19 protein-coding genes are annotated in these 20,361 nt (G+C 72.1%); 5 read left to right on the top strand and 14 right to left on the bottom strand.

The window, feature by feature from the left end:
- Positions 1 to 98 precede the first annotated feature (98 nt).
- Positions 99 to 1,079 carry a YihY/virulence factor BrkB family protein gene (locus IEZ08_RS10070; RefSeq protein ID WP_068920611.1) on the top strand — a complete coding sequence of 327 codons (981 nt, stop codon included), beginning with the start codon at positions 99 to 101 and terminating at the stop codon, positions 1,077 to 1,079.
- Between the two features lie 82 nt (positions 1,080 to 1,161).
- On the opposite strand, the gene IEZ08_RS10065 is transcribed toward IEZ08_RS10070, so the two are convergent.
- The 3 genes from IEZ08_RS10065 to IEZ08_RS10055 all read right to left on the bottom strand — a co-directional run bounded on the left by IEZ08_RS10065 (position 1,162) and on the right by IEZ08_RS10055 (position 4,187).
- Complete coding sequence (locus IEZ08_RS10065) at positions 1,162 to 2,658, bottom strand: flotillin family protein (protein WP_068920610.1); 1,497 nt, start codon at positions 2,656 to 2,658, stop codon at positions 1,162 to 1,164.
- A 36-nt stretch (positions 2,659 to 2,694) separates the two neighbouring features.
- Positions 2,695 to 2,895, bottom strand: coding sequence for an NfeD C-terminal domain-containing protein (locus IEZ08_RS10060; protein WP_068920609.1), 201 nt, complete (start codon positions 2,893 to 2,895; stop codon positions 2,695 to 2,697).
- A gap of 263 nt (positions 2,896 to 3,158) precedes the next feature.
- Positions 3,159 to 4,187: an acyltransferase family protein gene (locus tag IEZ08_RS10055; RefSeq protein WP_189242044.1), complete on the bottom strand. Its 1,029-nt coding sequence runs from the start codon at positions 4,185 to 4,187 to the stop codon at positions 3,159 to 3,161.
- Between the two features lie 313 nt (positions 4,188 to 4,500).
- Here IEZ08_RS10055 and IEZ08_RS10050 point away from each other — a divergent pair, with 313 nt between their 5' ends.
- The 4 genes from IEZ08_RS10050 to IEZ08_RS10035 all read left to right on the top strand — a co-directional run bounded on the left by IEZ08_RS10050 (position 4,501) and on the right by IEZ08_RS10035 (position 8,401).
- Positions 4,501 to 7,032 carry a nitrate- and nitrite sensing domain-containing protein gene (locus IEZ08_RS10050; RefSeq protein ID WP_189242043.1) on the top strand — a complete coding sequence of 844 codons (2,532 nt, stop codon included), beginning with the start codon at positions 4,501 to 4,503 and terminating at the stop codon, positions 7,030 to 7,032.
- Between the two features lie 61 nt (positions 7,033 to 7,093).
- The gene (locus IEZ08_RS10045) at positions 7,094 to 7,501 is read left to right on the top strand and encodes a roadblock/LC7 domain-containing protein (protein WP_068920606.1); all 408 of its coding nucleotides are present in this window, start codon (positions 7,094 to 7,096) and stop codon (positions 7,499 to 7,501) included.
- A complete protein-coding gene (locus IEZ08_RS10040; RefSeq protein ID WP_068920605.1) occupies positions 7,498 to 7,845 on the top strand; it encodes a DUF742 domain-containing protein in 348 nt (115 codons plus the stop codon). Before IEZ08_RS10045 ends, IEZ08_RS10040 begins: the two co-directional genes overlap by 4 nt.
- Positions 7,826 to 8,401, top strand: a complete 576-nt coding sequence (locus IEZ08_RS10035; RefSeq protein ID WP_068920604.1) for a GTP-binding protein — start codon at positions 7,826 to 7,828, stop codon at positions 8,399 to 8,401. Before IEZ08_RS10040 ends, IEZ08_RS10035 begins: the two co-directional genes overlap by 20 nt.
- Before the next feature lie 25 nt (positions 8,402 to 8,426).
- On the opposite strand, the gene IEZ08_RS10030 is transcribed toward IEZ08_RS10035, so the two are convergent.
- The 11 genes from IEZ08_RS10030 to xylA all read right to left on the bottom strand — a co-directional run bounded on the left by IEZ08_RS10030 (position 8,427) and on the right by xylA (position 20,284).
- Positions 8,427 to 10,214: an ABC transporter ATP-binding protein gene (locus IEZ08_RS10030; protein ID WP_068920603.1), complete on the bottom strand. Its 1,788-nt coding sequence runs from the start codon at positions 10,212 to 10,214 to the stop codon at positions 8,427 to 8,429.
- A 1-nt stretch (position 10,215) separates the two neighbouring features.
- Positions 10,216 to 10,644: a lasso peptide biosynthesis B2 protein gene (locus IEZ08_RS10025; RefSeq protein WP_068920602.1), complete on the bottom strand. Its 429-nt coding sequence runs from the start codon at positions 10,642 to 10,644 to the stop codon at positions 10,216 to 10,218.
- On the bottom strand, positions 10,641 to 10,898 hold the full coding sequence (locus IEZ08_RS10020) for a lasso peptide biosynthesis PqqD family chaperone (RefSeq protein ID WP_068920601.1): 258 nt from the start codon (positions 10,896 to 10,898) through the stop codon (positions 10,641 to 10,643). The genes IEZ08_RS10025 and IEZ08_RS10020 overlap by 4 nt, the downstream gene beginning before the upstream one ends.
- Entirely contained in the window at positions 10,898 to 12,742 is a 1,845-nt protein-coding gene (locus IEZ08_RS10015; RefSeq protein ID WP_068920600.1) for an asparagine synthase-related protein, read from the bottom strand. Before IEZ08_RS10015 ends, IEZ08_RS10020 begins: the two co-directional genes overlap by 1 nt.
- 18 nt (positions 12,743 to 12,760) lie before the next feature.
- Positions 12,761 to 12,994 (bottom strand): keywimysin-related RiPP, encoded by a 234-nt coding sequence (locus tag IEZ08_RS39440; RefSeq protein WP_229803021.1) that lies wholly within the window; start codon positions 12,992 to 12,994, stop codon positions 12,761 to 12,763.
- Between the two features lie 337 nt (positions 12,995 to 13,331).
- Positions 13,332 to 13,703 (bottom strand): DUF742 domain-containing protein, encoded by a 372-nt coding sequence (locus IEZ08_RS10005; protein WP_068920599.1) that lies wholly within the window; start codon positions 13,701 to 13,703, stop codon positions 13,332 to 13,334.
- Positions 13,700 to 14,089 (bottom strand): roadblock/LC7 domain-containing protein, encoded by a 390-nt coding sequence (locus IEZ08_RS10000; RefSeq protein WP_068920598.1) that lies wholly within the window; start codon positions 14,087 to 14,089, stop codon positions 13,700 to 13,702. Before IEZ08_RS10000 ends, IEZ08_RS10005 begins: the two co-directional genes overlap by 4 nt.
- Before the next feature lie 4 nt (positions 14,090 to 14,093).
- A complete protein-coding gene (locus IEZ08_RS09995) occupies positions 14,094 to 16,469 on the bottom strand; it encodes a sensor histidine kinase (protein WP_189242042.1) in 2,376 nt (791 codons plus the stop codon).
- Between the two features lie 265 nt (positions 16,470 to 16,734).
- Positions 16,735 to 17,454 carry a DUF998 domain-containing protein gene (locus tag IEZ08_RS09990; RefSeq protein ID WP_189242041.1) on the bottom strand — a complete coding sequence of 240 codons (720 nt, stop codon included), beginning with the start codon at positions 17,452 to 17,454 and terminating at the stop codon, positions 16,735 to 16,737.
- A gap of 272 nt (positions 17,455 to 17,726) precedes the next feature.
- Entirely contained in the window at positions 17,727 to 19,136 is a 1,410-nt protein-coding gene (gene xylB, locus IEZ08_RS09985) for a xylulokinase (RefSeq protein WP_189242040.1), read from the bottom strand.
- Entirely contained in the window at positions 19,133 to 20,284 is a 1,152-nt protein-coding gene (gene xylA / locus IEZ08_RS09980; protein ID WP_189242039.1) for a xylose isomerase, read from the bottom strand. The genes xylB and xylA overlap by 4 nt, the downstream gene beginning before the upstream one ends.
- Positions 20,285 to 20,361 lie beyond the last annotated feature (77 nt).

Genomic DNA, 20,361 nt, shown 5'->3' with positions numbered 1-20,361 from the left:
TTTCCATCGCCTTCCACCGCTGAAACGCGTCCCTGAGGGTAGGGTGCGCCAGCATGACGTCCGCCGAGAGCCAGAACCGATCAACCGGCGGATTCGCCATGAGATGGGCCGACACGCGGCGCCGGTACGGCTGGCTCGATCACCTCGTCCGGGCCGGCATCCACTACGACCGCGTCGACGCCGGCCGTCTCTCCGCGGGGATGACCTACTACGCCTTCTACGCCACCTTCGCCCTGGCCCTGCTGGGGTTTGTGATCATAGGTCACGTGCTGGACACGCCCGCCGCGCTCGGGGAGGTGGAGCGTTACCTCAGCGACACGTTCCCGCGTCTGGACGTACAGGCGCTGCGCGACGCCCGGGACACCGCAGGGGTGATCGCCTCCATCGGCCTCCCGCTCACCGGCCTGTTCTGGATCGACTCCATGCGCTCCTCCATCCGGGCGGTCTGGGGGCTGGAGCAGTATCCCGGCAACTTCTTCCTGCGGTGGCTGATCGACCTGGGCGTGCTGGTCGCCCTGGGGCTGCTGCTGTCGCTCTCGCTGACGCTGTCCTTCGGCGCCCAGACCGCGCTGACCTGGCTGATCGGGGAGACGATCGGGACTGAGGCGGTACCCGTGCGGTGGGTGCTGTCGGCGGTCGCCTTCGCGCTCGGCCTCTGCGTGAACCTCCTGCTGGCGACGGCGCTGCTCACGCTGGCCCCCCGGCTGCGCCTGCCGCCGCGGCGGGTCATCGGCCCGGCCCTGATCATCACGATCGGGCTGGAGCTGCTGAAGACGATCGGGCAGGTCTACCTCAACATCAGCTCGGCCAACCCGGCGTACCACGTCGTCGCGGGCGCGGTCGGCATGCTGCTGTTCCTGAAGCTGCTCAACGTGTTCATCCTGTTCGCGGCCTCGCATGCCGCGACCGGCCGGAACGGCGTGGTCGTCGACCTGGCCACCCACCGGCCCGTCGGTCAGCCGCGCACGGAGGTCATCACCGCCCCGGCCATCCCCGAGGTCAAGCAGGAGCCGCAACCACCGGCGCCGTCCCGGGCCAGGCCGCGCCGCTACGACTTCCGGTCACGGCGGACACCCTGAACCGGGGCGGCGGCGCCGTACGGGTGGTGGCGCGCCGTGCCGGGAGGCACGGCACGCCGGGTGGATCAAGAGGTCGGGTGAGTCAGGAGGCGGTGTCGGCGACCTTGCGGGTGACCTCGGGGGTGGAGCCGTTCGCGACAGGGGCGGGGGTGCCGCCGTTCAGGAGGGAGCGGGCGAGGCCGAGGCCGGTGCCGCCGAGGGTCAGGGCCTTGGCCAGCATCTCCTCGATGCCCTGGGCGCCGTTCAGCACGACCATGTGGTCCACGTTCCCGAACGCCTTCGACCCGGCCTCCACGATCTGCGGCCAGTTCTCGGCGAGCTGCTGGGCGATGACCGCCTCCTGGTTCTCGGCGAGGGCCTCGGAGCGGGCTCGGATCGCCTCGGCCTCCGCCAGGCCCTTCGCCCGGGCGGCCTCGGCCTCCGCGAGTCCCTGGGCCTTGGCGGCTTCGGCCGCGGCCAGGCCGCGGGCCTTGGCGGCTTCGGCCTCGCCCATACCGGTGGCCTTGGTCGCCGCCGCGGCGGCCTCACCGCGCAGCCGCACCGACTCCGCCTCGGCCGCGGCGGCCTGCTTGACCTGGGAGGCCTGCGCGGTGGCACGGAGCTCGGTCTCGCGGGCCTCGGCCTCGGCCTGGGCGATGCGGGCGTCGCGCTCGGCCTGGGAGAGGGTCACGGTCTCGTACGCCTTGGCGTCGGCGGGCTTGCGGACCTGGGCCTGGAGGCGCTGCTCGGCGAGGGCGGCCTCCAGCTCGGCGGCGCGGGTCTCCTGGACCACGACCTCCTGCCGGGCGGAGGCCTCCGAGAGCGGACCGGCCTGACGGGCGCGGGCCTGGGCCTGGTCGATCTCGGCCTGGTAGGCGGCCTGCTTGATCTGGGAGTCGCGCCAGGCGGCGGCCTTGTTCGCCGCGGCGATCTGCTCGGCCTCGGTGGCCTCCTGGTCCCGCTGGGCCTCGGCGATGCGGGCGGAAGAAGCGATCTTGGCGGCGTGCGGCTTGCCGAGGTTGGTGATGTAACCGGTCTCGTCGTCGATCTCCTGGATCTGCAGGGAGTCGACGATCAGACCGAGCTTGATCATCTCGTCGGCGGCCGAGGCCCGGGTCTCCCCCGTCAGGCGCTCGCGGTTGAGGATGAGGTCCTCGACGGTCAGGTTGCCGATGATGGAGCGCAGGTGGCCGGTGAACAGCTCGTGGATGGCGCCGTTCATGGAGTCCTGCTGGTCGAGGAAGCGGCGGGCGGCGTTGGCGATGGAGTGCAGGTCGTCGCCGACCTTGTAGATCACGACACCCCTCACCACCACCGGGATGCCCTGCTGGGTGACGCAGGAGACCTGGAGGTTCGCGGCGCGGCTGTCCAGGCGGAGCCTGCGGGCGGTCTGGAAGCCGGGGAGCACGGCCGTGCCCTTACCAGTGACGATCTTGAAGCCCAGACTGTCGGCCGTCTCGCTCTTCCCCCTGGCCCCGAGGCCGGAGATGATCAGAGCCTCGTTGGGTTCGGCCACCCGCCAGATGGCCTTGAACAGCATGATGACGAGAAGGACTGCGGCGAGGGCCGCACCCCCGATGATGAAGTACTCCGTAGGCATCGCGACCTCCACGGCGCGGGAGAGGGGAGTCTGGAGTCAGACGAGGGCGCGGGCGACGTAGACGGTCCGGGGCGGGAAATACTCGACGACCACGACGATCGAGCCGACGGAGATCTCCTCGTCGGGGACGGTGGGGTGCGCGTAGAACGCCTCGACGCCCCCGCGGATCGGCACCATCACCTCCCCGACCAGACCAGGGCCGATCCTGCCGGTGACCCTGCCCTGCTTACCGATCACACGCAACTCCCCGCCACGTCACCGAACAGAATCCCGAATGCGGACGCTACTCCGACATGTCCGGCTTCACCACCCACCGGGGCGCGGTACGGCGGGAAGCGCGGGCACGGCCGACCCCCGTCTCGGCCCGCGTTCTTCGTCCTCGGCCCGACAACGAGCGGCCCCGCCGCCGCGTTCCCGGCCCACCGCGTTCCCGGCCCACCGCGATTCCGGCGTCCGCGCCTCAGGTGGAGCACCACCGCCCCCCTCCCGGCGCCCACGGCTCAGGCGGGGCGCCGGAGCCGCGTGAAGGCCCAGCTCATCCTGGGTTCGACCGCCCAGCGGGTCGCCCGGCGCACCGGCGGGGTGCACAACACCGCCGCCAGCCCCACCCCGGAGACCGCCACGATCGCCACACCCCAGGAGGTGGCCGCCCAGTCGCCGTAGAAGCGCTCGGCGATCTTCACCACGAACCCGTGGAGCAGGTACGCGTACATGGTCGCCATGCCGAGACCGGAGTACCAGGTCCGCCGGGACGGGGTGACCGCGAGGAACGCGGCGACCAGCAGCGCGCCCGCGGCCAGCATGCCGAGCCGGATCAGGCTCCCGGTGAGGTCGTCCACCCCGATCGCCTCGTTGGCGTGCCGCCAGCGGATCCACTCGGTCTTCACCTCGGCGTGCACGGCCAGCGCCACCGCGGCCCCGGCCACCAGCGTGACCGCTCCGGCGACGCGCACCGCCCGCCGCCTGAGCCGGGCGAAGTGCTCGGGCCGGAGCATCAGGCCGAGCACATAGAAGGGGAGCAGTCCGAGCGTGCGGTTCATCGACAGCTCGTCGGGCAGATCGCTCGTCCCGGACAGCAGCGACAGCGCCACCGCGATCACCAGGGGCCACCTGAGCTGCTGCCAGACGGGGGTGGACAGCCGCCACAGGAACAGCGACATCAGGAACCAGGTCAGGTAGTACGGGTCGAGGAGGCTGATGTCGAGCTTGCCGTACATGATCAACCGGGGCAGGGCGTAGGCCAGCTCGAAGACGACGTACGGCACGGCGAGCGCGCTGATCAACTTGCGCGCCTTACCCGAGGAAAAAGTGAAATTTCGCGACAAGTAACCGCTGAGCACGATGAACAGCGGCATGTGAAACACGTAAACGTAGAAGTAGGCCGCGTGCGCCACCGCCACGTCCCGCAGGTCCTCGATCAGATGCCCGGAGACCACCAGCGTGATCGCCAGGAATTTGGCGTTGTCGAAGAACGGATCACGGACGGACTCCCGGGGAAAGGCCATCCGGACGGGGGCGGCGACACTCACAGCTCACGGACCCTAACGATGTCGCCGCGAATCACCGGCCAACACGGGGTGAAAGCCCGGAGAACTCCTCTCCCGGGCGGGCATCCGCGAGCTTCCGGCCAGGTCGCGGGTGAATGCACAGGCGCCTCCGCCGTCAGCGGAAACACACCGGATGCCAATCCGCCACCTGCGCCGCAGCGTTATCAGTGCTAGTCTCCTGTCCGATCTTCCGGAGGCACATTCCATCCCCTAACCACACAAGCCTCCACACACTCAGAAGTTGGGACGAGTGGGCATGGGCTCTGGAAACCGCTCGATTCGGTTCAAGATCTTCTTGCTGCTGCTCCTACCCCTCCTCTCCCTGAGCGCGCTGTGGGGATTCGTGCTCAACATCACCGTCGGCGACGGGACCGCGCTGCTGCGCGCGAACACCCTCTACGAGACGGTCGGCGTCGCCTCCACCGAGCTGGGGGCGGAGCTCCAGGCCGAACGGGCGCAGTCGGCGACGGCCATCACCTCGCGGTTGATCACCAGCGGCTTCGGCCGGCAGCGCGACCGCACCGACCAGGCGATCACCCGGTTCCGCGAGGCCCTCGCCGAGCACCGGGCGGGCAGCTCCCCCGAACTCCGTTCCGCCCTGGAGGAGACGGAGCGGAGGCTCGGCGGACTCGGAGCGGTCCGGGCCGGGATCGACCAGGGACGCAGCACCCGGCTGGCCGTGCTGACGGGCTACAACCACATCCTGGACGCCGTCTTCCTCCTGTACGACCAGCTGGTCGCCGTCCCCGATCTGATGATCTTCCAGCAGGCCACGGCGATGCAGGCGATGGGCAACGCCCGCGAGATGATGGCCCGGGAGAACGCGCTGGTCAACGGGGCGCTGATCGACCTGCGGCTCTCTCCCGAGGAGCGCGCCGCCTTCGCCGACTACGCCGCGAACCGGGCCTTCCTGCACGACCGCGCCCTGTCCGCGCTGGACTCCACCCTCGGCGGGCCGTACCGGGAGGCCCTCAACTCCCCCGCCTTCGCCCGCTTCACCGCGATGGAGAACGCCATCGCCTCGGGAACCGGCGACCGGCTGCCCGCCGAGGCCGCGCAGTGGCGGGAGATCACCGATCCGCTGGTCCTCCGGCTCGACCAGCTCGCCGCCGAGTCCGCCGGGACGCTGACCGAACGGTCCGGGTCGCTGGCCACCGGCATCGTGGTCCGGATCGCCGTCGCGGGCGGCGCCGGCCTGATCGCGGTGATCGCCTCGATCGTCATCTCGGTGCGCTTCGGCCGCCGCCTGGCGAGCGAACTGGCCGGGCTGCGCTCCGCCGCGCTCGAACTCGCGGATGTACGGCTTCCGCGCCTGGTCAAGCGGCTCCGGCGCGGTGAGGAGGTGGACGTCGAGACCGATGCCCCGCTCATCGAGGTGCGCGGTTCGGCGGAGGTCCGCGACGTGGCCCGGGCGTTCGGCTCGGTGCGGCGCACCGCGATCGAGGCCGCCGTCGGCCAGGCCAACCTGCGCCGCGGCGTCAGCCAGGTCTTCGTCAACCTCGCCCGCCGCAAGCAGAGCCTGCTCCACCGCCAGCTCTCCCTGCTGGACAACATGCAGCGCCGGGCGACCGACCCCGACAACCTCGACGACCTGTTCGCCCTGGACCACCTGACCACCCGCATGCGCCGCCACGCCGAGGGCCTGATCATCCTGTCCGGCGCCGAGCCCGGCCGCGCCTGGCGCAGGCCGGTGCCGGTGATCGACGCCGTCAGGGCGGCGATCGCCGAGGTCGAGGACTACAAGCGGGTGAGCGTGGCGCCGCTGCCCGACGTCCTGCTCGACGGGGAGTCCGTCGCCGACATCACGCACCTGATCTCCGAGCTCATCGAGAACGCCACGCTCTACTCACCGCCGCAGACCATGGTCACCGTACGCGGCGACCTGGTCGCCAACGGGTTCGCCGTCGAGGTGGAGGACCGGGGCCTGGGGCTGGGGCCGGTGGAGTACGCGGAGATCAACGCGCGGCTGGCCGACCCGCCGGAGTTCGACCTGGCCGACAGCGACCGGCTCGGCCTGTTCGTGGTGGGCCGGCTCGCCGCCCGGCACGGCATCCAGGTCGTGCTCCGCGCCTCGCCGTTCGGCGGCACCACGGCCATCGTGCTCCTGCCCCGCGCGGTGATCGCCGATACCGCCGCGTCGTTGTCCCTCACCGCCGAGCGGCTCGCCGAGCAGCCTTCGAACGGGAAGCGGCGGATGGCGCTCGCCGAGCCCGCTCCGGCCGCGCTGCCCCCGGCCCGCCGGTCCGGCGGCCTGCCCCGCCGCACCAGGACGGTCCCCCGCGCCCCCGCCGCCCAGGGCGCCCAGCCCATGGCGGCGCCGACGCTCACCGTGGTGGCCGACACGCCGTCGGGTGACGCGACGACCATCGACACGGTGACCGCCGACACGGTGACCGCCGGTGCGGAGGCCGACCGGGGTGCCGTGGTCCGCGAGACCACCGGCCCCGGGAGGCTGCCCCGGCGCGTACGGCAGGCGAACCTGGCCCCGCAGCTCCGCCAGGGCACTCAGACTTCGCGATCCCCCCAGGACCTCCACGACTCCCAGGGCCCCCAGAACTCCCAGGACGCCGAGACGTCCCAGGACGTTCCCGCACCCGCGGAAACGGCGTCGGCGGGGCCCACAGGGCCTTCAGAGCCTTCACGGCCTTCAGAGTCGTCCCCTGGGGCTCCGGAGTCCGGGGCGGCCGCGGAGTCCGGGACGGCCGGGCGCTGCCCGGAGCAGGCCCGCGCGTTGTTCTCGGCCTTCCAGGCGGGCACCCGGCGGGGGCGCGCGGAGTACGAGAACGACTTCGCACAGCACAACACAGGCGAAAAGGAGGACAAGTGACCAGACGCAGCGAGGGCGTCAAAGACGGCATCACGGTCATGAGTCCTACGGAGGAGGTCACATGGCCGGAAAAGTAAGCAACACCGGCGAACTCAACTGGCTCCTCGACGACCTGACCGGCCGGGTAGGCGCGGTGCGGCAGGCGGTGATCCTGTCCACGGACGGGCTCGCCATGGGCTTCTCCTCGGGCATCAGCCGGGAGGACGCCGAGCATCTCTCGGCCGTCGCCGCCGGGTTCCAGAGCCTGGCGCGCGGCGCGGGACGCCATTTCGGCGGTGGTGACGTCCGCCAGACCATCGTGGAGATGGAGTCGGCGTTCCTCTTCGTCACGGCGGCCGGGCAGGGAACCTGTCTCGCCGTGCTCAGCAGTTCCGACGCCGATGTCGGCCACATCGCCTACGAGATGGCGATGCTGGTCAAGCGGGTCGGCCAGCACATCTCAACCAATCCACGCCAAGGTCCGTCATGACCCGCTGGATGGACGAGGAGGCCGGGCCCGTCGTCCGGCCGTACGCGCTCGTCGGAGGCCGGACCCGGTCCTCCGGCGACGCGCTGGACCTGGTCGCCCTGGTCACCGCGACCGGGGCCGCCCCATCCGGGGACTTCGTCCCCGGGCCGGAACAGGAACGGATCCTCTCCATGGTCAGCACCGCGACCCCGGTCGCCGACGTCGCCTCGGAACTCGACCTGCCCCTCGGCGTGGTCCGCGTCCTCCTGGGCGATCTGCAGGACCACGGTCTCATCTCGATCGGACGCGCCTCGGCGAGTGAGCGCATTCTCAAGGAAGTGATCAATGGACTTCGAGCCCTCTGACGAGCCCGTCGCGCTCAAGATTCTCATCGCGGGCGGCTTCGGTGTGGGCAAGACCACGCTCGTCGGCGCGATCAGCGAGATCCGCCCCCTGCGCACCGAGGAGGTGCTCTCCGACCGGGGTATCGGCATCGACGATGTCGAGGGTGTGGAGGGCAAGACCACCACCACGGTCGCGATGGACTTCGGCCGCATCACCATCCGCGAAGGCCTGGTCGTCTACCTGTTCGGCACGCCCGGCCAGGAGCGGTTCTGGTTCATGTGGGACGAGCTGTCCTACGGCGCGCTGGGTGCGGTGGTGCTGGCGGACACCCGGCGGCTGACCGACTGTTTCCCCTCGATCGACTACTTCGAGCAGCGCGGCACGCCGTTCATCGTGGCGGTCAACTGCTTCGACGGAGCCGACCGCTACGACACCGAGGAGGTGCGCTCCGCTCTCGACCTGGACCCGGACGTGCCGGTCCTCATGTGCGACGTACGGCGCCGCGCGTCGGCCAAGACCGTGCTGATCACGCTCGTGGAGCACTCTCTGAAGGTCCTGACCGCGAACCAGGCCTGACCCCGGGCCCGCCACCGCGCCGCTCCTACTCGCCCAGGGCGACGCGGTGGCGACCGCCCCGGGCGGCGTCTCCGGTGATGTCCTCCAGAGGATCACCGCCCTCCAGGGGATCACCGGCGAGCCATTCGGCGGCCAGGGCCCGGTAGTAGGGACTGCGCTCGAGGAGCTCCTCGTGCGTGCCGCAGGCGGTGACCCGGCCCCCGTCGAGCACCACGATCCGGGCGGCGCGGCGGACCGTGGTGAACCGGTGCGCGATGACCACCAGGGCGCACTCATCCGCCAGGTGCTCGATCGTACGGCGCAGCGCCGCCTCGCTCTCGGCGTCCAGGTGGGCGGTCGGCTCGTCCAGCAGCAGCAGCCGCGGCCTGGCCAGCAGGGCCCGGGCGATGGCGACGCGCTGGCGTTCCCCGCCCGACAGCGCCGTACCGCGCTCCCCGACCGGGCTGTCGAGACCCTGCGGCAACCGGGCGACCAGCCCGGACAGCCCGGCCAGCTCGATCACCCGCCGCAGGTCGTCGGCCGCGGCGTCCGGCGCGGCGTAGGTGAGGTTGTCGCGCAGCGTGCCGTGCATGATCGGGCAGTCCTGCTCGACCAGCCCGATGCCCGCGCGATGCGCGGCTCGATCCACGCGCCGCAGATCGACGCCGTCGCACAGGATGCGACCGCGGTCGGGGTCATAGAACCGTTCGACCAGGGCGAACAGCGTGGACTTGCCGGCGCCGGACGGGCCGATCAGCGCCACCTGCCCGCGCGGGGGGACCTGGAACGACACCCCGCGCAGCACCGGGCGGTCCGGCTCGTAGCCGAACCACACGTCACGGAACTCCAGCAGCGCCCGGCCGCCGTCCCGCGCGACCCGCGCCGGGTGCGGGCCGCCGTCGTCCGGCTCGCCCGGCCAGGACAGCGCCTGGCTGACGCGGTGCAGCGCCCCGGCGCCCTGCTGGATCACGCTGACCGCCTCGACCAGCGATCCCAGCGGACCGGTCAGGTAGACCATGTACATCGCGAACGCGACCAGGTCGGCCACCGAGGCGTCCCCGGCGGCCACCCGCGCCCCGCCGACCAGCAGCACCAGGAGGAACGAACCGGTGATCGCCAGGTCTCCGGCGGGAGCCACCAGTGCGTCGTGGCGGGCCATCCGCACCCCGCCCGCGTGGGCGGCATGCGCATGGGCGGTGATCCGCGCGGCCTCGCGCCGCTCCGCACGCGCGGCGCGCACGGTGCGGATCGCGCCCAGCGCCCGTTCCAGGTCGGCTGACATCTCCCCGGTCGCCTCCTGGGCCCGCAGCGACGCCGCGCGGATGGCGCGCAGCGCGCAGGCGGTGGTCGCCGCCGCCACCGCGACGAGCACGGCGACCATGGCGAACAGGGTGGCATCCAGCCAGATCATCAACGCCACGGCGCCGGCGAGACCGAGGACACCGGTCACCGCGTCGGTCAGCCCGGTGGAGACGACCCGGCGCAGCGCCACGGTGTCGGCACCCATCCGGGAGATCAGGTCACCGGTGCGGTAACGGTGGTAGAGCGGCATCGGCAGCCGGAGCAGGCGGTCGGCCAGGCGGACGCGGACCCCGAGCACCACGCCCTCACCGGTGCGCGCCAGGACGTAGCGCACCAGCGCCTCCACCGCGGCCTGGGCCAGGAAGAAGGTGACCAGCGCGCAGATCGCACCCCACGCGGTACGGCCCGCCCCGACCTCCTCGATCACCCGTTTGACCAGCAGCGGCTGTGCCAGCCCGAGTGCGGAGCCGAGCAGCGTCAGCCCCACCCCGGCGGCTAGTGACCAGCGGTGACGGGCCGCCAGCCGCAGCACCTCACCGAGCATGGCGCGGCGCGACGGTGACCAGCGGCCGGAGATAGCCGTCCGGCACGTCCTCGTCGACCGGCCGCCCCTCGGCCTCGACCCAGGCGTGCGCCGCGAACGGCGGCCTGGCGCGGACGCCCGCGCACCAGGTGGGCCACACGCCCCACAGCCTGCACAGCAGGGCGGTGGCCAGGGAGCGCGGCAGGCAGCCGTGCGACCCGAGGCAGGTCAGGCTCACCGCCAGCACCGCTTCCCGGGCCGCCTTGGCATGCGCGTACCGGGCGGGTCCGGCGCCCCTGCTCAGCAGGGCCAGAACGCCGTGCAGCCGCCGCGGCGGCAGCAGGCTCAGCGGGAGAGCCGCTCCCACCGCGATCCGTGCCGCCAGCCGCCGGACCGGCGGCACCCCGCTGGGCCGCTCCAGCGCGCTGGGGACGCTCATGGTGCCACCAGCCCGGCCGCCCGCAGCTCGTCCACCAGCTCCCGCACATCGGCCAGCGCCTGGTCGGGCCCGACCTCGAACTCCTCGGCCACCGCGGCGGCGGCCGAGGCGGGACTGTCCCCGGCCGTCAACCGCCGGATGATCAACGCTGCGGTCGGGTTGAGCTGCCAGAATTCACCACTGCGCTGGTCGAGCAGGACCGCTCCGTAGTCCGTGTCGGTGGCGGCCACATCGGTGCGCAACCGCAGGCTCATCAGGGCACCTCTCTCCTCGACGGCTCCAAGGTCCGCAGCCAGACCTCGCAGCCGATGGTCGAATACACGATCGCGTGACGCAGGTGCGGGGCGTCGGGACGGCCGGCCAGGTCCTTGAGCGCCGCGGCGTCCACGAGCCCGAGGCGGGCCAGCCGGGAGTCCTCCCACAGGGCGTACAGGTCGCCGCCGTGTCGGCGCAGCCCTTCGGCGGCGTCCAGGGACGCTTCGGCCTTGCTGGAGCGGCGCAGGCACTCCTCGGGCACGGTTCCGCGCATCGCCTCCGTCAGCAGCGGTTTGTAGCGCCAGGGCGTGACGCGGTCCTGGGGCCGTACCGCCAGGCATGCCTCGATCACCCGGTCGTCGAGATAGGGGGAGGACATGGGCAGGCCCGCGCGGGCGCTCATCTGCTCCCACTGCCGGACGATCCGGCAGGCGTCGCGGATGGCGTGCAGGTCGACGTGGCGTCCCCGGTCGGCCGCCAGCGGCTCGGCGCGCCCGGCCGCCTCGCCGATCACCTCGGCCGCCGTCTCCACCGCCTGGTCGGTGACCCAGTCGAACGCCCGGGGCGGTGACCCCCAGCCCAGCGCGCCGATCACCGGCGGCGGCGCGGGAGCGCGCAGATCGGTGGCGGCGTCCGCCAGCCAGCGCTGGTAAGGACGGCCGTCGGCCAGTGCCCGCATCATCGGCCCGGCCGGCCAGTGGAACAGCGCCCGGAAACCGCGCAGCCGCCCGATCGCCAGCAACGGGTGCCTGCGCAGCAGGCCGTGGTAGGCGGCCTCCGAGCACCAGGCGACGTGGTCGCCGCCGATCCCGGTGACGTGCAGCCTGCTGCCCCTGGCCGCCAGGGCCGGCACGTGTGACAGCACCCGGGCGCGGTCCATCACGCCGATGGTCGGTTCGTCCAGGGTGTCGTCGATCTCCAGCAGGTCGGCGTAGACCAGGGGGGAGTCTTCCGGCGGCCAGATCGCGTGCTCGACCCCCGGCAGGTGGGCGATCGCGCGCCGGGCCCAGGCGAGATCGTCGTCGGCGGGGTCGCGTCCCGGCCAGGTGGAGGCGATGAGACGGGCCTGCGGCCGGGCGGCGGCCAGGAAGCACAGCGAGGTGGAGTCCAGGCCGCCCGACAGGTCGAAGCTGACCGTGCCGCCACCCGCCGTACGGGCGGCGACCGCCTCCTCCAGCGTCCGCCGGACGTCCTCGGCCCCCGCGGCCAGCGGGCGGACCGGCTCGGGAGGAACCCACCAGCGGCGGTGCCGGGCGGTCCGCCCGTCGGTCTCGACGACCAGGCAGTCTCCCGGTTCGACCGCGCTCACCCCTCGCCACATCGGGGTGTGCTGCAGGGGGTGCGGCACCGGCCACAGCAGCCGTACCGCCACCTGCCGCCGATCGATCTCGGCCCCGGTGACGGCGGCCAGGACGTCGGCGCGGTCGGCGGCCACCGTCAGGTCGCCGACCCGGGCGTGGAACACCAGGCGCAGCCCGGAGGCGGTGCCCTGGACGCGCAGGCGGCCGTCCAGGGAGGCGACCAGGTGGAAACTGCCCGGCAGGGAGCGGGCGAGCTGGTCCAGGTGTGCCAGGTCGCGCAGCCGTCCCGCCTCGGCCGTCAGCCGCTCGGTGCCGACGGGACAGGTGCCGATCACAGCCAGTCGGGTGGCGCCCGCCTCGGCCACTGTGAGAGATCCGTCCGGCCAGTGCCCGACCAGCCAGGGGCGGCCCGAGGCATGACAGACGGTCCGGGCGGCGGGGGTGCGCAGGGCCGCGGCCACGGCGGGCGCGGATTCGCAGTCGGGAAGAACCGCGAAATACGCCTCGCCGTGGCGTGGCCGACCCAGTGTGTCAGCGACCATGAGTCGGATGGGCGACCGCTAGTTCTTGCTCAGCAGCAGACGGTCGTTACCCCTGAACTGAAGAAGGCCGGTGACCTTGCGGAAGGAGCCGGCCGCCGTCAGACGTGGCTTCTCGTAGCGCTTCATATGTTTCCCTTTCTCGCGAATGGGCTGGTATCGGCACAATGCCGATGAACTCCCTCGATTCCCCTCGGTTAACCCAGGATCACCGAGCGTCATCTCGGAAGCACGACCGATTTTCACATCGGTCACTTCATTCCGTCCAGACCCGTCAGCGATTCAGAAACAAATCACTTTACTGCCGCAATTCACACAAAAAGTGGCGGCTCATATGCTTTCAAAACACTCCATATTCCCCCTCTAACGTACCGAGAAGGAAGAAATGTATGGCTATCGCGTGCGGCCCGCCTCTCCGGCGTACCGCTTCCCGGCCGGGACCGCCGTCGGGCGCGGACAGCGGTCCCAGCGGGGACGGCGCCCACGCCGCGTCAGGTCATGTCACGTTCAGACCACGTCATGCCACGTCATGCCACGTTACGCGGTGCGGGGAGGCGCCCCGTCTACAGGGCACGGAGGCCGTTGATCACTCCTACAGGGCACGGAGGCCGTTGATCACTTCCAGGAGCAGGCTCTCCGCGGGCGAGGTGGCCGCGGGCATCGGCTGGCGGACCAGGATCAGCCCCTGGTCCAGCAGGTCTCCCAGCAGCACCCGGATCACCCCGACCGGCAGCTCGATGTCCGAGGCGATCTCCGCGATCGGCCGGGCCCGGCCGACCAGCCCGAGCAACCGCCGGTGCTGCGAGCTGAGGTGCGCTCGGGGCGAGATCTCCGCGCCCGTCGCCACCACCATCGACAGCAGGTCGAACGCCGTCGAGGACGGCTTGGTCCGTCCGCCGGTCATGGCGTAGGGACGGACGACCGGCCCCGCCTCCTCGTCGATCCACTCGAAGTCGCCGCTCATTGGCCCGCCTTCCGGGGTTCGGTGGCCAGGTGCTGACCGACCCTGCCGACCAGGCGGGCCATCTCGTAGGCGATCAGGCCGACGTCGGCCGCTCCCGTCGTCATGACGCACAGGCAGCTGCCCTGGCCCGCCGCGGTGACGAAGAGGAACGCGGAGTCCATCTCCACCATCGTCTGCCGTACGGCTCCGCCGCCGAACTGCAGGCTCGTCCCCTTGGCCAGGCTCTGAAAGCCCGAGGCCACCGCCGCCAGGTGGTCGGCGTCCTCCTTGCTCAGCCCTCTCGACGAGGCCATCTGCAGCCCGTCGTTGGACAGGATCAGCGCGTGTGAGACGTCCGCCACGCTCGTGACGAAATCATCCAGAAGCCAGTACAGCTCACCCGGCACGTGGTCAAGCCCCTTCCCCACCAGTGTGTTCGCTCTCCGACCGCCCGCGACGCCACCCCGACTGCAGCGAGCTCAGCAACGCCCTCGCCTCTTCAGGCGACCTCTCTCCGGTCCCGGAGGGCTCCGCCTCGACCGTGGGGACGGAGACCTGCGCCTCTTCCCCGGCCGGTGGAACCGCCTCGGGCCGCTGCCGCAACTGCGGCGACATGTTCGCCTGGCGTACCCGGCGGGGCAGCCCGCCGTTGCGCCGCTGAGGCGTCCGCCAGGCGTCCATCGCGGAGTGCGCCCGCGCCGGGATCTGTCCGGCGAGCGGGACGGGTTCCGCGATCTCACGGAACTCGCGGAGTTCACGGAGCTCACCGGGTTCGGTGTGCCCGTTCCCCGGACCGCTCCCGGGCTGCCGCGTGCTCCCGCCGGCACCCTCGCCGATCTTCGAGAGCTCCGCGCTCACCGGGTTCCCCGCCTTCCCGGAGCGCCCCGCCGGCTCACCGGTCACCGGCCGCGCCGACTCCCGCTCGCCCAGCAGCGTCTCGGGGATCAGGGCGACCACCGTGGTCCCCCCGTACGGCGAGGGCCGCAGGGACACGCTGACCCCGTACCGGGCGGCCAGCAGGCCGACCACCGCGAAACCCAGGCGGTCGGTCTCCGCCGGGTCGAACTCCGGCGGGGTGGCCAGCCGGGTGTTGATCGCCTCGCGCTTCTCCCGCTCCAGGCCGAGCCCCCGGTCCTCGATCTCGACCGCGAAGCCCCGGCCCACCAGCTCGCCCCGGATCGACACCTCGCTGCCGGGCGGGGAGAAGACCGCGGCGTTCTCGATGACCTCGGCGAACAGGTGCATCATGTCCGCCACCGCGCCGCCGGTCAGCGTGCTGTCCGGCATCGGGTAGATCCGCACCCGGGCGTAGTCCTCGACCTGGGCGGCCGCGCCGCGCAGCACGTCCTCCATCGGCACCGCGGAGCGCCACTTGCGGCCCGCCGCCCCGCCCGAGAGGATCACCAGGCCCTCGGCGTGCCGGCGCATGCGGGTGGTGAGGTGGTCGAGCGTGAAGAGGTTCGCCAGCGTCTCGGGATCCTCGGCCTGCTTCTGCATCGAGTCGAGCAGCTTGAGCTGGCGCTGCAGCAGGCTCTGCTTGCGCCGGGCGAGATTCTGGAAGGACCGGGCGACGCCCTCGCGCAGTTTGGCCTGCTCCACGGCGGCGTCCAGGGCGCGGCGCTGGACGCTGTCGAAGGCGGCGGCGACGTCGTGGACCTCGGCGGTGCTGCCCAGCCGCTCCAGCACGGACACCTCCGCCGCGACGTCCACCTCCTGGCCGCGGCGCAGCTTCTCCATGACGCGGGGGAGCCGCACCTCGGCCATCTCCGCGGCGGCCCGCCGTACCCCGGCCAGCTCCCGGGTGAGCCCGCGGCCCACCCGGTAGGAGATGATCAGCGACGCGACGACCGCGATGAGACCGATGGCGCCCGCGACGCCGGCCCTGACGAAGATGGCGACGGCCGCGGGGGTCGACCGTTCGACCATGAGGGCGTTGGCCATGCTGATCCGGGTCTGGAAGGCCGCCTCCAGCTCGTCGGTGACGGACCGCCACTCGCTGTGCTGCACCTCGGTCCCGGCCAGCAGGCGCTTCTCCATGTCGTTGAAGCGGGTGTGCAGCTTCGAGGCCGCCACCTCGGCGAAGGGGGCGCGCAGCGCCTCCGTCCGGAGGTCCCCCAGGCCCTGCCGCATGAGGAAGGCGTGCGTGACGGAGAGCCGGGAGAACAGGCGCGCCTCGTCCCTCGCCAGCGGCCGGTCCATCACCAGCGCCCCGGCGGCGAGCGCGCGCTGCCTGCTGAGGATGTCCTTGGCGTAGGCGATCGTGACCACGGCGCGCGCCTCGGGGGCGTTCCCGATCGTCATGCCGTTGGTGAGCCGCTGGAACACGTCGGGCATCTCCCCGAACTCCTCGGCGAGTTCGGGAAGCCTGATGCCCCCCTCGTCGACCTTGGCGCGGATGACGTCGAGCCGCTCGACACGCTCCATCATCCTGCCGAAGAGGTCCTTCAGCTGCGGGGTGAGAGCCGACTGCACCGCGTCGTCCGACGACTCCTCACGGAGCCGGGCACGGGCCTGGTCGGTCGCCACGCGCTGGCCGAGGAGCGTGGAACGGTCCGCTTCCGACCGGGTGGCCAGGTATTCGGCCGACAGGAGGTGTTCCCGCTGGAGATTGCCCAGGAGCAGGTCGGCAGGTCTGATGATGGCACCGTTCAGGGTGACCACGTCGAGCCGCTCCACCGCGGCGCCCACGGTCGTGGTCGCGGCGAAGGCCCACAGCGCCACCAGCGAGGTCAGCGGGATCGCCAGGAGCACGGAGACCTTGAACCGGATGGACCTGCTCGATGCCATGTCACCTCGACGGTTCGGTCCGGGGGCGCCGGAGGAGGGAACCCCTCCGGGCGATCGCTAGATCGGCGACGAGGATAGCACTGACTAGGCCAGATATCTGTGTCCTATTTGTGACATGTCATGAAATAGTCATGAGGAGTGACAAGTCGGCGCAGCGCGACCGATGGGGCACAGAAGGATCAGACCAGCGCAAACGGTAAGGTACGGCAGGGCGAGCCCGGCGTGAACAGTGAGGTACGAGGAGGTACGAGCGGGTGCGGACGGGTCACCCCAGGGCGACTCGCGACCTCTGTGAGCCCTGCGAGCCCTGCGCGCTCCGCGCCAGGCGGGCGAGCCGCGAGCCCCGCGGGTTCCACGGCAGGCGGGCCGCCCGCGGCCAGGTCAGCTGAGCGAGCCGTACGGCCAGCACACCCACCAGCGCGACCTCGGTGCCCAGCAGCACCCGCTCCACCAGGCCGATCAGCACCCGGTCCCCCGGCAGCGCCACGTAGGTGATCGCCAGCAGCCCGAACCCCCCGGCCAGCGCCAGCCACTCCAGCGGCCTGGCCACCGCACGCCACCGCTCGTCCCGGCCGAACCGCGCGGCCATCATCGCCCCCGCCACCGGCATCACCGTGAACGCGGTGATCGACACGTAGCGGTGCACCTGGGCGCCCAGGTCCATGGCCAGCCCCGGCGCGGTGGTCGGCACGACCGCGATGAGCAGGAGCGCCCCGCTCCACACCAGCATCAGCCGCTCCGCCACCGCGCCCGTCGGAGCCTGCGCCATCCGCAGACCCGCCACCAGCGCGAGCGATCCGACTCCCAGCGCCATCATGGAGAACTCGGTGGCCCCGCCCCGGTCCAGCACGGCGTACTCGCTGACCGTCAGGTTGAGCGGGTCGAGGTACGGGTCGGGGTCGAGCTGCCCGACCACGGCCCCGACGACCGCCAGCAGGATTCCCGCGCAGGCGATCAGGGGGAGGAGCGTCTTCAACCGGAGCATGGTCCCACCCTGTCCCGGAAACGCCTCTCCGAACATCCGGAGCGACCCCTGACCCGACCCTGATCCCACCCCTGACCCCCGGGCCCTCACAGCGGCCCCGCCCGCCCTCGGCCCCGGCCTCGGGAACCCCGCGCACCTGCCCGGCGCGGGAGCACGGCGGTCAGCCCCGACTCACCGCAGCCTCCCGCTTCCCTGATCTCCCTGCGCCTTCCGCTGCTCGCGCCGGTACGGCGAGCAGCAGCGCGGCGGAGAGCGGCGCGGGAGTGCGGCGGTCAACCCTGGTGACGGGCCTCGGCGTAACGTGTCCTGATCTCGGGGACGGCGTCGGCCTCGTAGCGTCCGGCCCGGCCCGTCTCCCAGGCGGGCGGCTCGTCGCCCCCGGCCAGCAGCCAGGCGGCCTGCCGGGCCGCGCCGTCGGCGACGTACTCCCCGGGCTCGGGCACCAGCACCGGCCGTCCGAAGACCGCGGGGGCGATCCGCCGTACCGCCTCCGACCTGGCGCCGCCCCCGATGAGCAGCACCCGGGCCGGGTCCAGCCCCAGGGCGTCGAAGGCGTCGGCCAGGTGGCAGAGCATGCCCTCCACCGCGGCCCTGGCCAGGTGGGCCGGGGTCGAGGTGGCCAGGGTCAGCCCGTGCAGCGACCCGGTGGCGTCGGGCAGGTTCGGGGTGCGCTCCCCCTCCAGGTACGGCACGCAGACCAGCCCCCCGGCTCCGGCGGGAGCCGAGAGGGCCAGCTCGCCCAGGCGGTCGAGGTCCACGCCCAGCAGCCGGGCGGCGGCGTCGAGCACCCGGGCCGCGTTGAGCGTGCACACCAGGGGCAGGAACCGCCCGGTGGCGTCGGCGAACCCGGCCACGGCCCCGGTCGGGTCCGCGTTCGGCCTCTCCGCCACCGCGAACGCCGTCCCCGACGTCCCGATCGAGACCACCACGTCCCCGGGCCGCGCCCCGACCCCGAGGGCGGCCGCCATGTTGTCCCCGGTGCCCGGTGCGAGCAGCGCCGGCCCCCGGGCCGGCGCTGCGGCGTCCGTCCCCCCCGGACGGGCGCGTAACTCGCCCGCGCTCTCCCGGGGGCCCAGCACCCGGGGCAGCCCGGGTACGGAGCCCAGGGCGGCCTGGAGCAGGTCGGTCCGGTACTCCCCGGCCGCGGGGGACCAGTAGCCGGTCCCGGAGGCGTCACCCCGGTCGGTGGCGATCTCCCCGGACGCCCCGCCCAGGCGCCACGTCAGCCAGTCGTGCGGCAGGCACACCGACACGGTGCGGCGGGCGTTGTCCGGCTCGTGCTCGGCCAACCAGCGCAGCTTGCTCACGGTGAACGACGCGACCGGCACGCTGCCGACCGCCTCGGCCCACTTCGCCGGCCCGCCCAGCTCGTCCACCAGGTCCACGGCGGCGCGCGCCGACCGGGTATCGTTCCAGAGCAACGCCTTTCTCACGACATTTCCGGACTCGTCGAGGCAGACCATGCCGTGCTGCTGCGCCGCCACGCTCACCGCCGCGACGTCGTCCAGCCCGCCCGCCCGGGCGACCGCCTCGCCCAGCGCCGTCCACCAGGCCTCGGGATCGACCTCGGTGCCCTCCGGGTGGGCCGCCCTGCCCTGCCGTACCAGGGCGCCCGTCTCCGTGTCCCGGACCACCACCTTGCAGCTCTGGGTGGAGGAGTCCACCCCGGCCACGAGCGTCATCCGCGCACCCCGAGCAGGTGCTCCAGGGCGAGCTGGTTCAGGCGGGTGAAGTGGAAGCCGCGCTCGGCCGCGGCGTCCAGGTCGAAGTCGTCGCGGGCCAGGTCCTCAAGGGTCTCGCCCGAAGCCAGCGTGGGCTGCGCCAGCTCGCCGACCCGGCTGGCGGCCAGCGCCGCCTGCACCTCGGGGTCGGCGCGGAAGGCCTTGGACTTCTCCTTCAGGATCAGGTAGGTGCGCATGTTCGCGGCGGCCGACTCCCAGACGTCGGCGGCGTCGTCGGTGCGCAGCGGCTTGTAGTCGAAGTGCCGGGGGCCGTCGTAGCCCTCGTTCTCCAGCAGGTCCACCAGGAAGAACGCGCTCTTCACGTCACCGTGACCGAAGATCAGGTCCTGGTCGTACTTGGGACCGTGCTGGCCGTTGAGGTCGATGTGGAAGAGCTTGCCCTGCCAGAGCGCCTGGGCGATGCCGTGCACGAAATTCAGCCCGGCCATCTGCTCGTGGCCCACCTCGGGGTTGAGGCCGACCCGCTCGGGGTGCTCCAGCTCGTTGATGAAGGCCAGCGCGTGGCCGACGGTCGGCAGCAGGATGTCGCCGCGCGGCTCGTTCGGCTTGGGCTCCAGGGCGAAGCGGATGTCGTAGCCCTTGTCGATCACGTAGGAGGTCAGCAGGTCGAGCCCCTCCTTGTAGCGGTCGAGCGCGGCCTTGACGTCCTTGGCGGCGTCGGACTCGGCGCCCTCGCGCCCGCCCCAGCAGACGTAGGTGGTCGCACCCAGTTCGGCGGCGAGGTCGATGTTGCGGATCACCTTGCGCAGCGCGTAGCGCCGGACGTCGCGGTCGTTGCTGGTGAACGCGCCGTCCTTGAAGACGGGGTGGGTGAACAGGTTGGTGGTGGCCATCGGGACCTTCAGTCCGGTCTCGGCCAGCGCCCCCTTGAACCGCTCGATCGCCTTGTCCCGGTCGGGCTCGACGGCCAGCAGGTCGTCGTCGTGGAAGGTCACGCCGTACGCGCCGAGCCCGGCCAGCCGGTGGACGGTCTCCACCGGATCGAGCGCGGCCCGGGTGGCGTCACCGAACGGGTCGCGGGCCTGCCATCCGACCGTCCACAGGCCGAAGGTGAAGCGGTCCTGCGGGGTGGGCGTGTAGGCGTTCATGAGGCGTTCCTCCGATTTAATCCACGTTATGGATTTAATATGGGTCGAGAGAGTGAGAACGTCAAGGGGTCGGATAC

Origin of the sequence: Planobispora rosea (genome assembly GCF_014648175.1) — a bacterium.
Taxonomy (GTDB): domain Bacteria; phylum Actinomycetota; class Actinomycetes; order Streptosporangiales; family Streptosporangiaceae; genus Planobispora; species Planobispora rosea.
The sequence above is the reverse complement of the archived record's forward strand: the minus strand, read 5'-3'. Positions and strand labels throughout refer to the sequence as shown.

Coding starts and splice junctions, on each gene's coding strand:
- IEZ08_RS10015 (WP_068920600.1), bottom strand. CDS start 12,742: ATGGTCGCTGACACACTGGGTCGGCCACGCCACGGCGAGGCGTATTTC.
- xylA (WP_189242039.1), bottom strand. CDS start 20,284: ATGAACGCCTACACGCCCACCCCGCAGGACCGCTTCACCTTCGGCCTG.
- IEZ08_RS10070 (WP_068920611.1), top strand. CDS start 99: ATGAGATGGGCCGACACGCGGCGCCGGTACGGCTGGCTCGATCACCTC.
- xylB (WP_189242040.1), bottom strand. CDS start 19,136: ATGACGCTCGTGGCCGGGGTGGACTCCTCCACCCAGAGCTGCAAGGTG.
- IEZ08_RS10025 (WP_068920602.1), bottom strand. CDS start 10,644: ATGAGCGTCCCCAGCGCGCTGGAGCGGCCCAGCGGGGTGCCGCCGGTC.
- IEZ08_RS10020 (WP_068920601.1), bottom strand. CDS start 10,898: ATGAGCCTGCGGTTGCGCACCGATGTGGCCGCCACCGACACGGACTAC.
- IEZ08_RS09990 (WP_189242041.1), bottom strand. CDS start 17,454: ATGCTCCGGTTGAAGACGCTCCTCCCCCTGATCGCCTGCGCGGGAATC.
- IEZ08_RS09995 (WP_189242042.1), bottom strand. CDS start 16,469: ATGGCATCGAGCAGGTCCATCCGGTTCAAGGTCTCCGTGCTCCTGGCG.
- IEZ08_RS10040 (WP_068920605.1), top strand. CDS start 7,498: ATGACCCGCTGGATGGACGAGGAGGCCGGGCCCGTCGTCCGGCCGTAC.
- IEZ08_RS10035 (WP_068920604.1), top strand. CDS start 7,826: ATGGACTTCGAGCCCTCTGACGAGCCCGTCGCGCTCAAGATTCTCATC.
- IEZ08_RS10005 (WP_068920599.1), bottom strand. CDS start 13,703: ATGAGCGGCGACTTCGAGTGGATCGACGAGGAGGCGGGGCCGGTCGTC.
- IEZ08_RS10045 (WP_068920606.1), top strand. CDS start 7,094: ATGGCCGGAAAAGTAAGCAACACCGGCGAACTCAACTGGCTCCTCGAC.
- IEZ08_RS10065 (WP_068920610.1), bottom strand. CDS start 2,658: ATGCCTACGGAGTACTTCATCATCGGGGGTGCGGCCCTCGCCGCAGTC.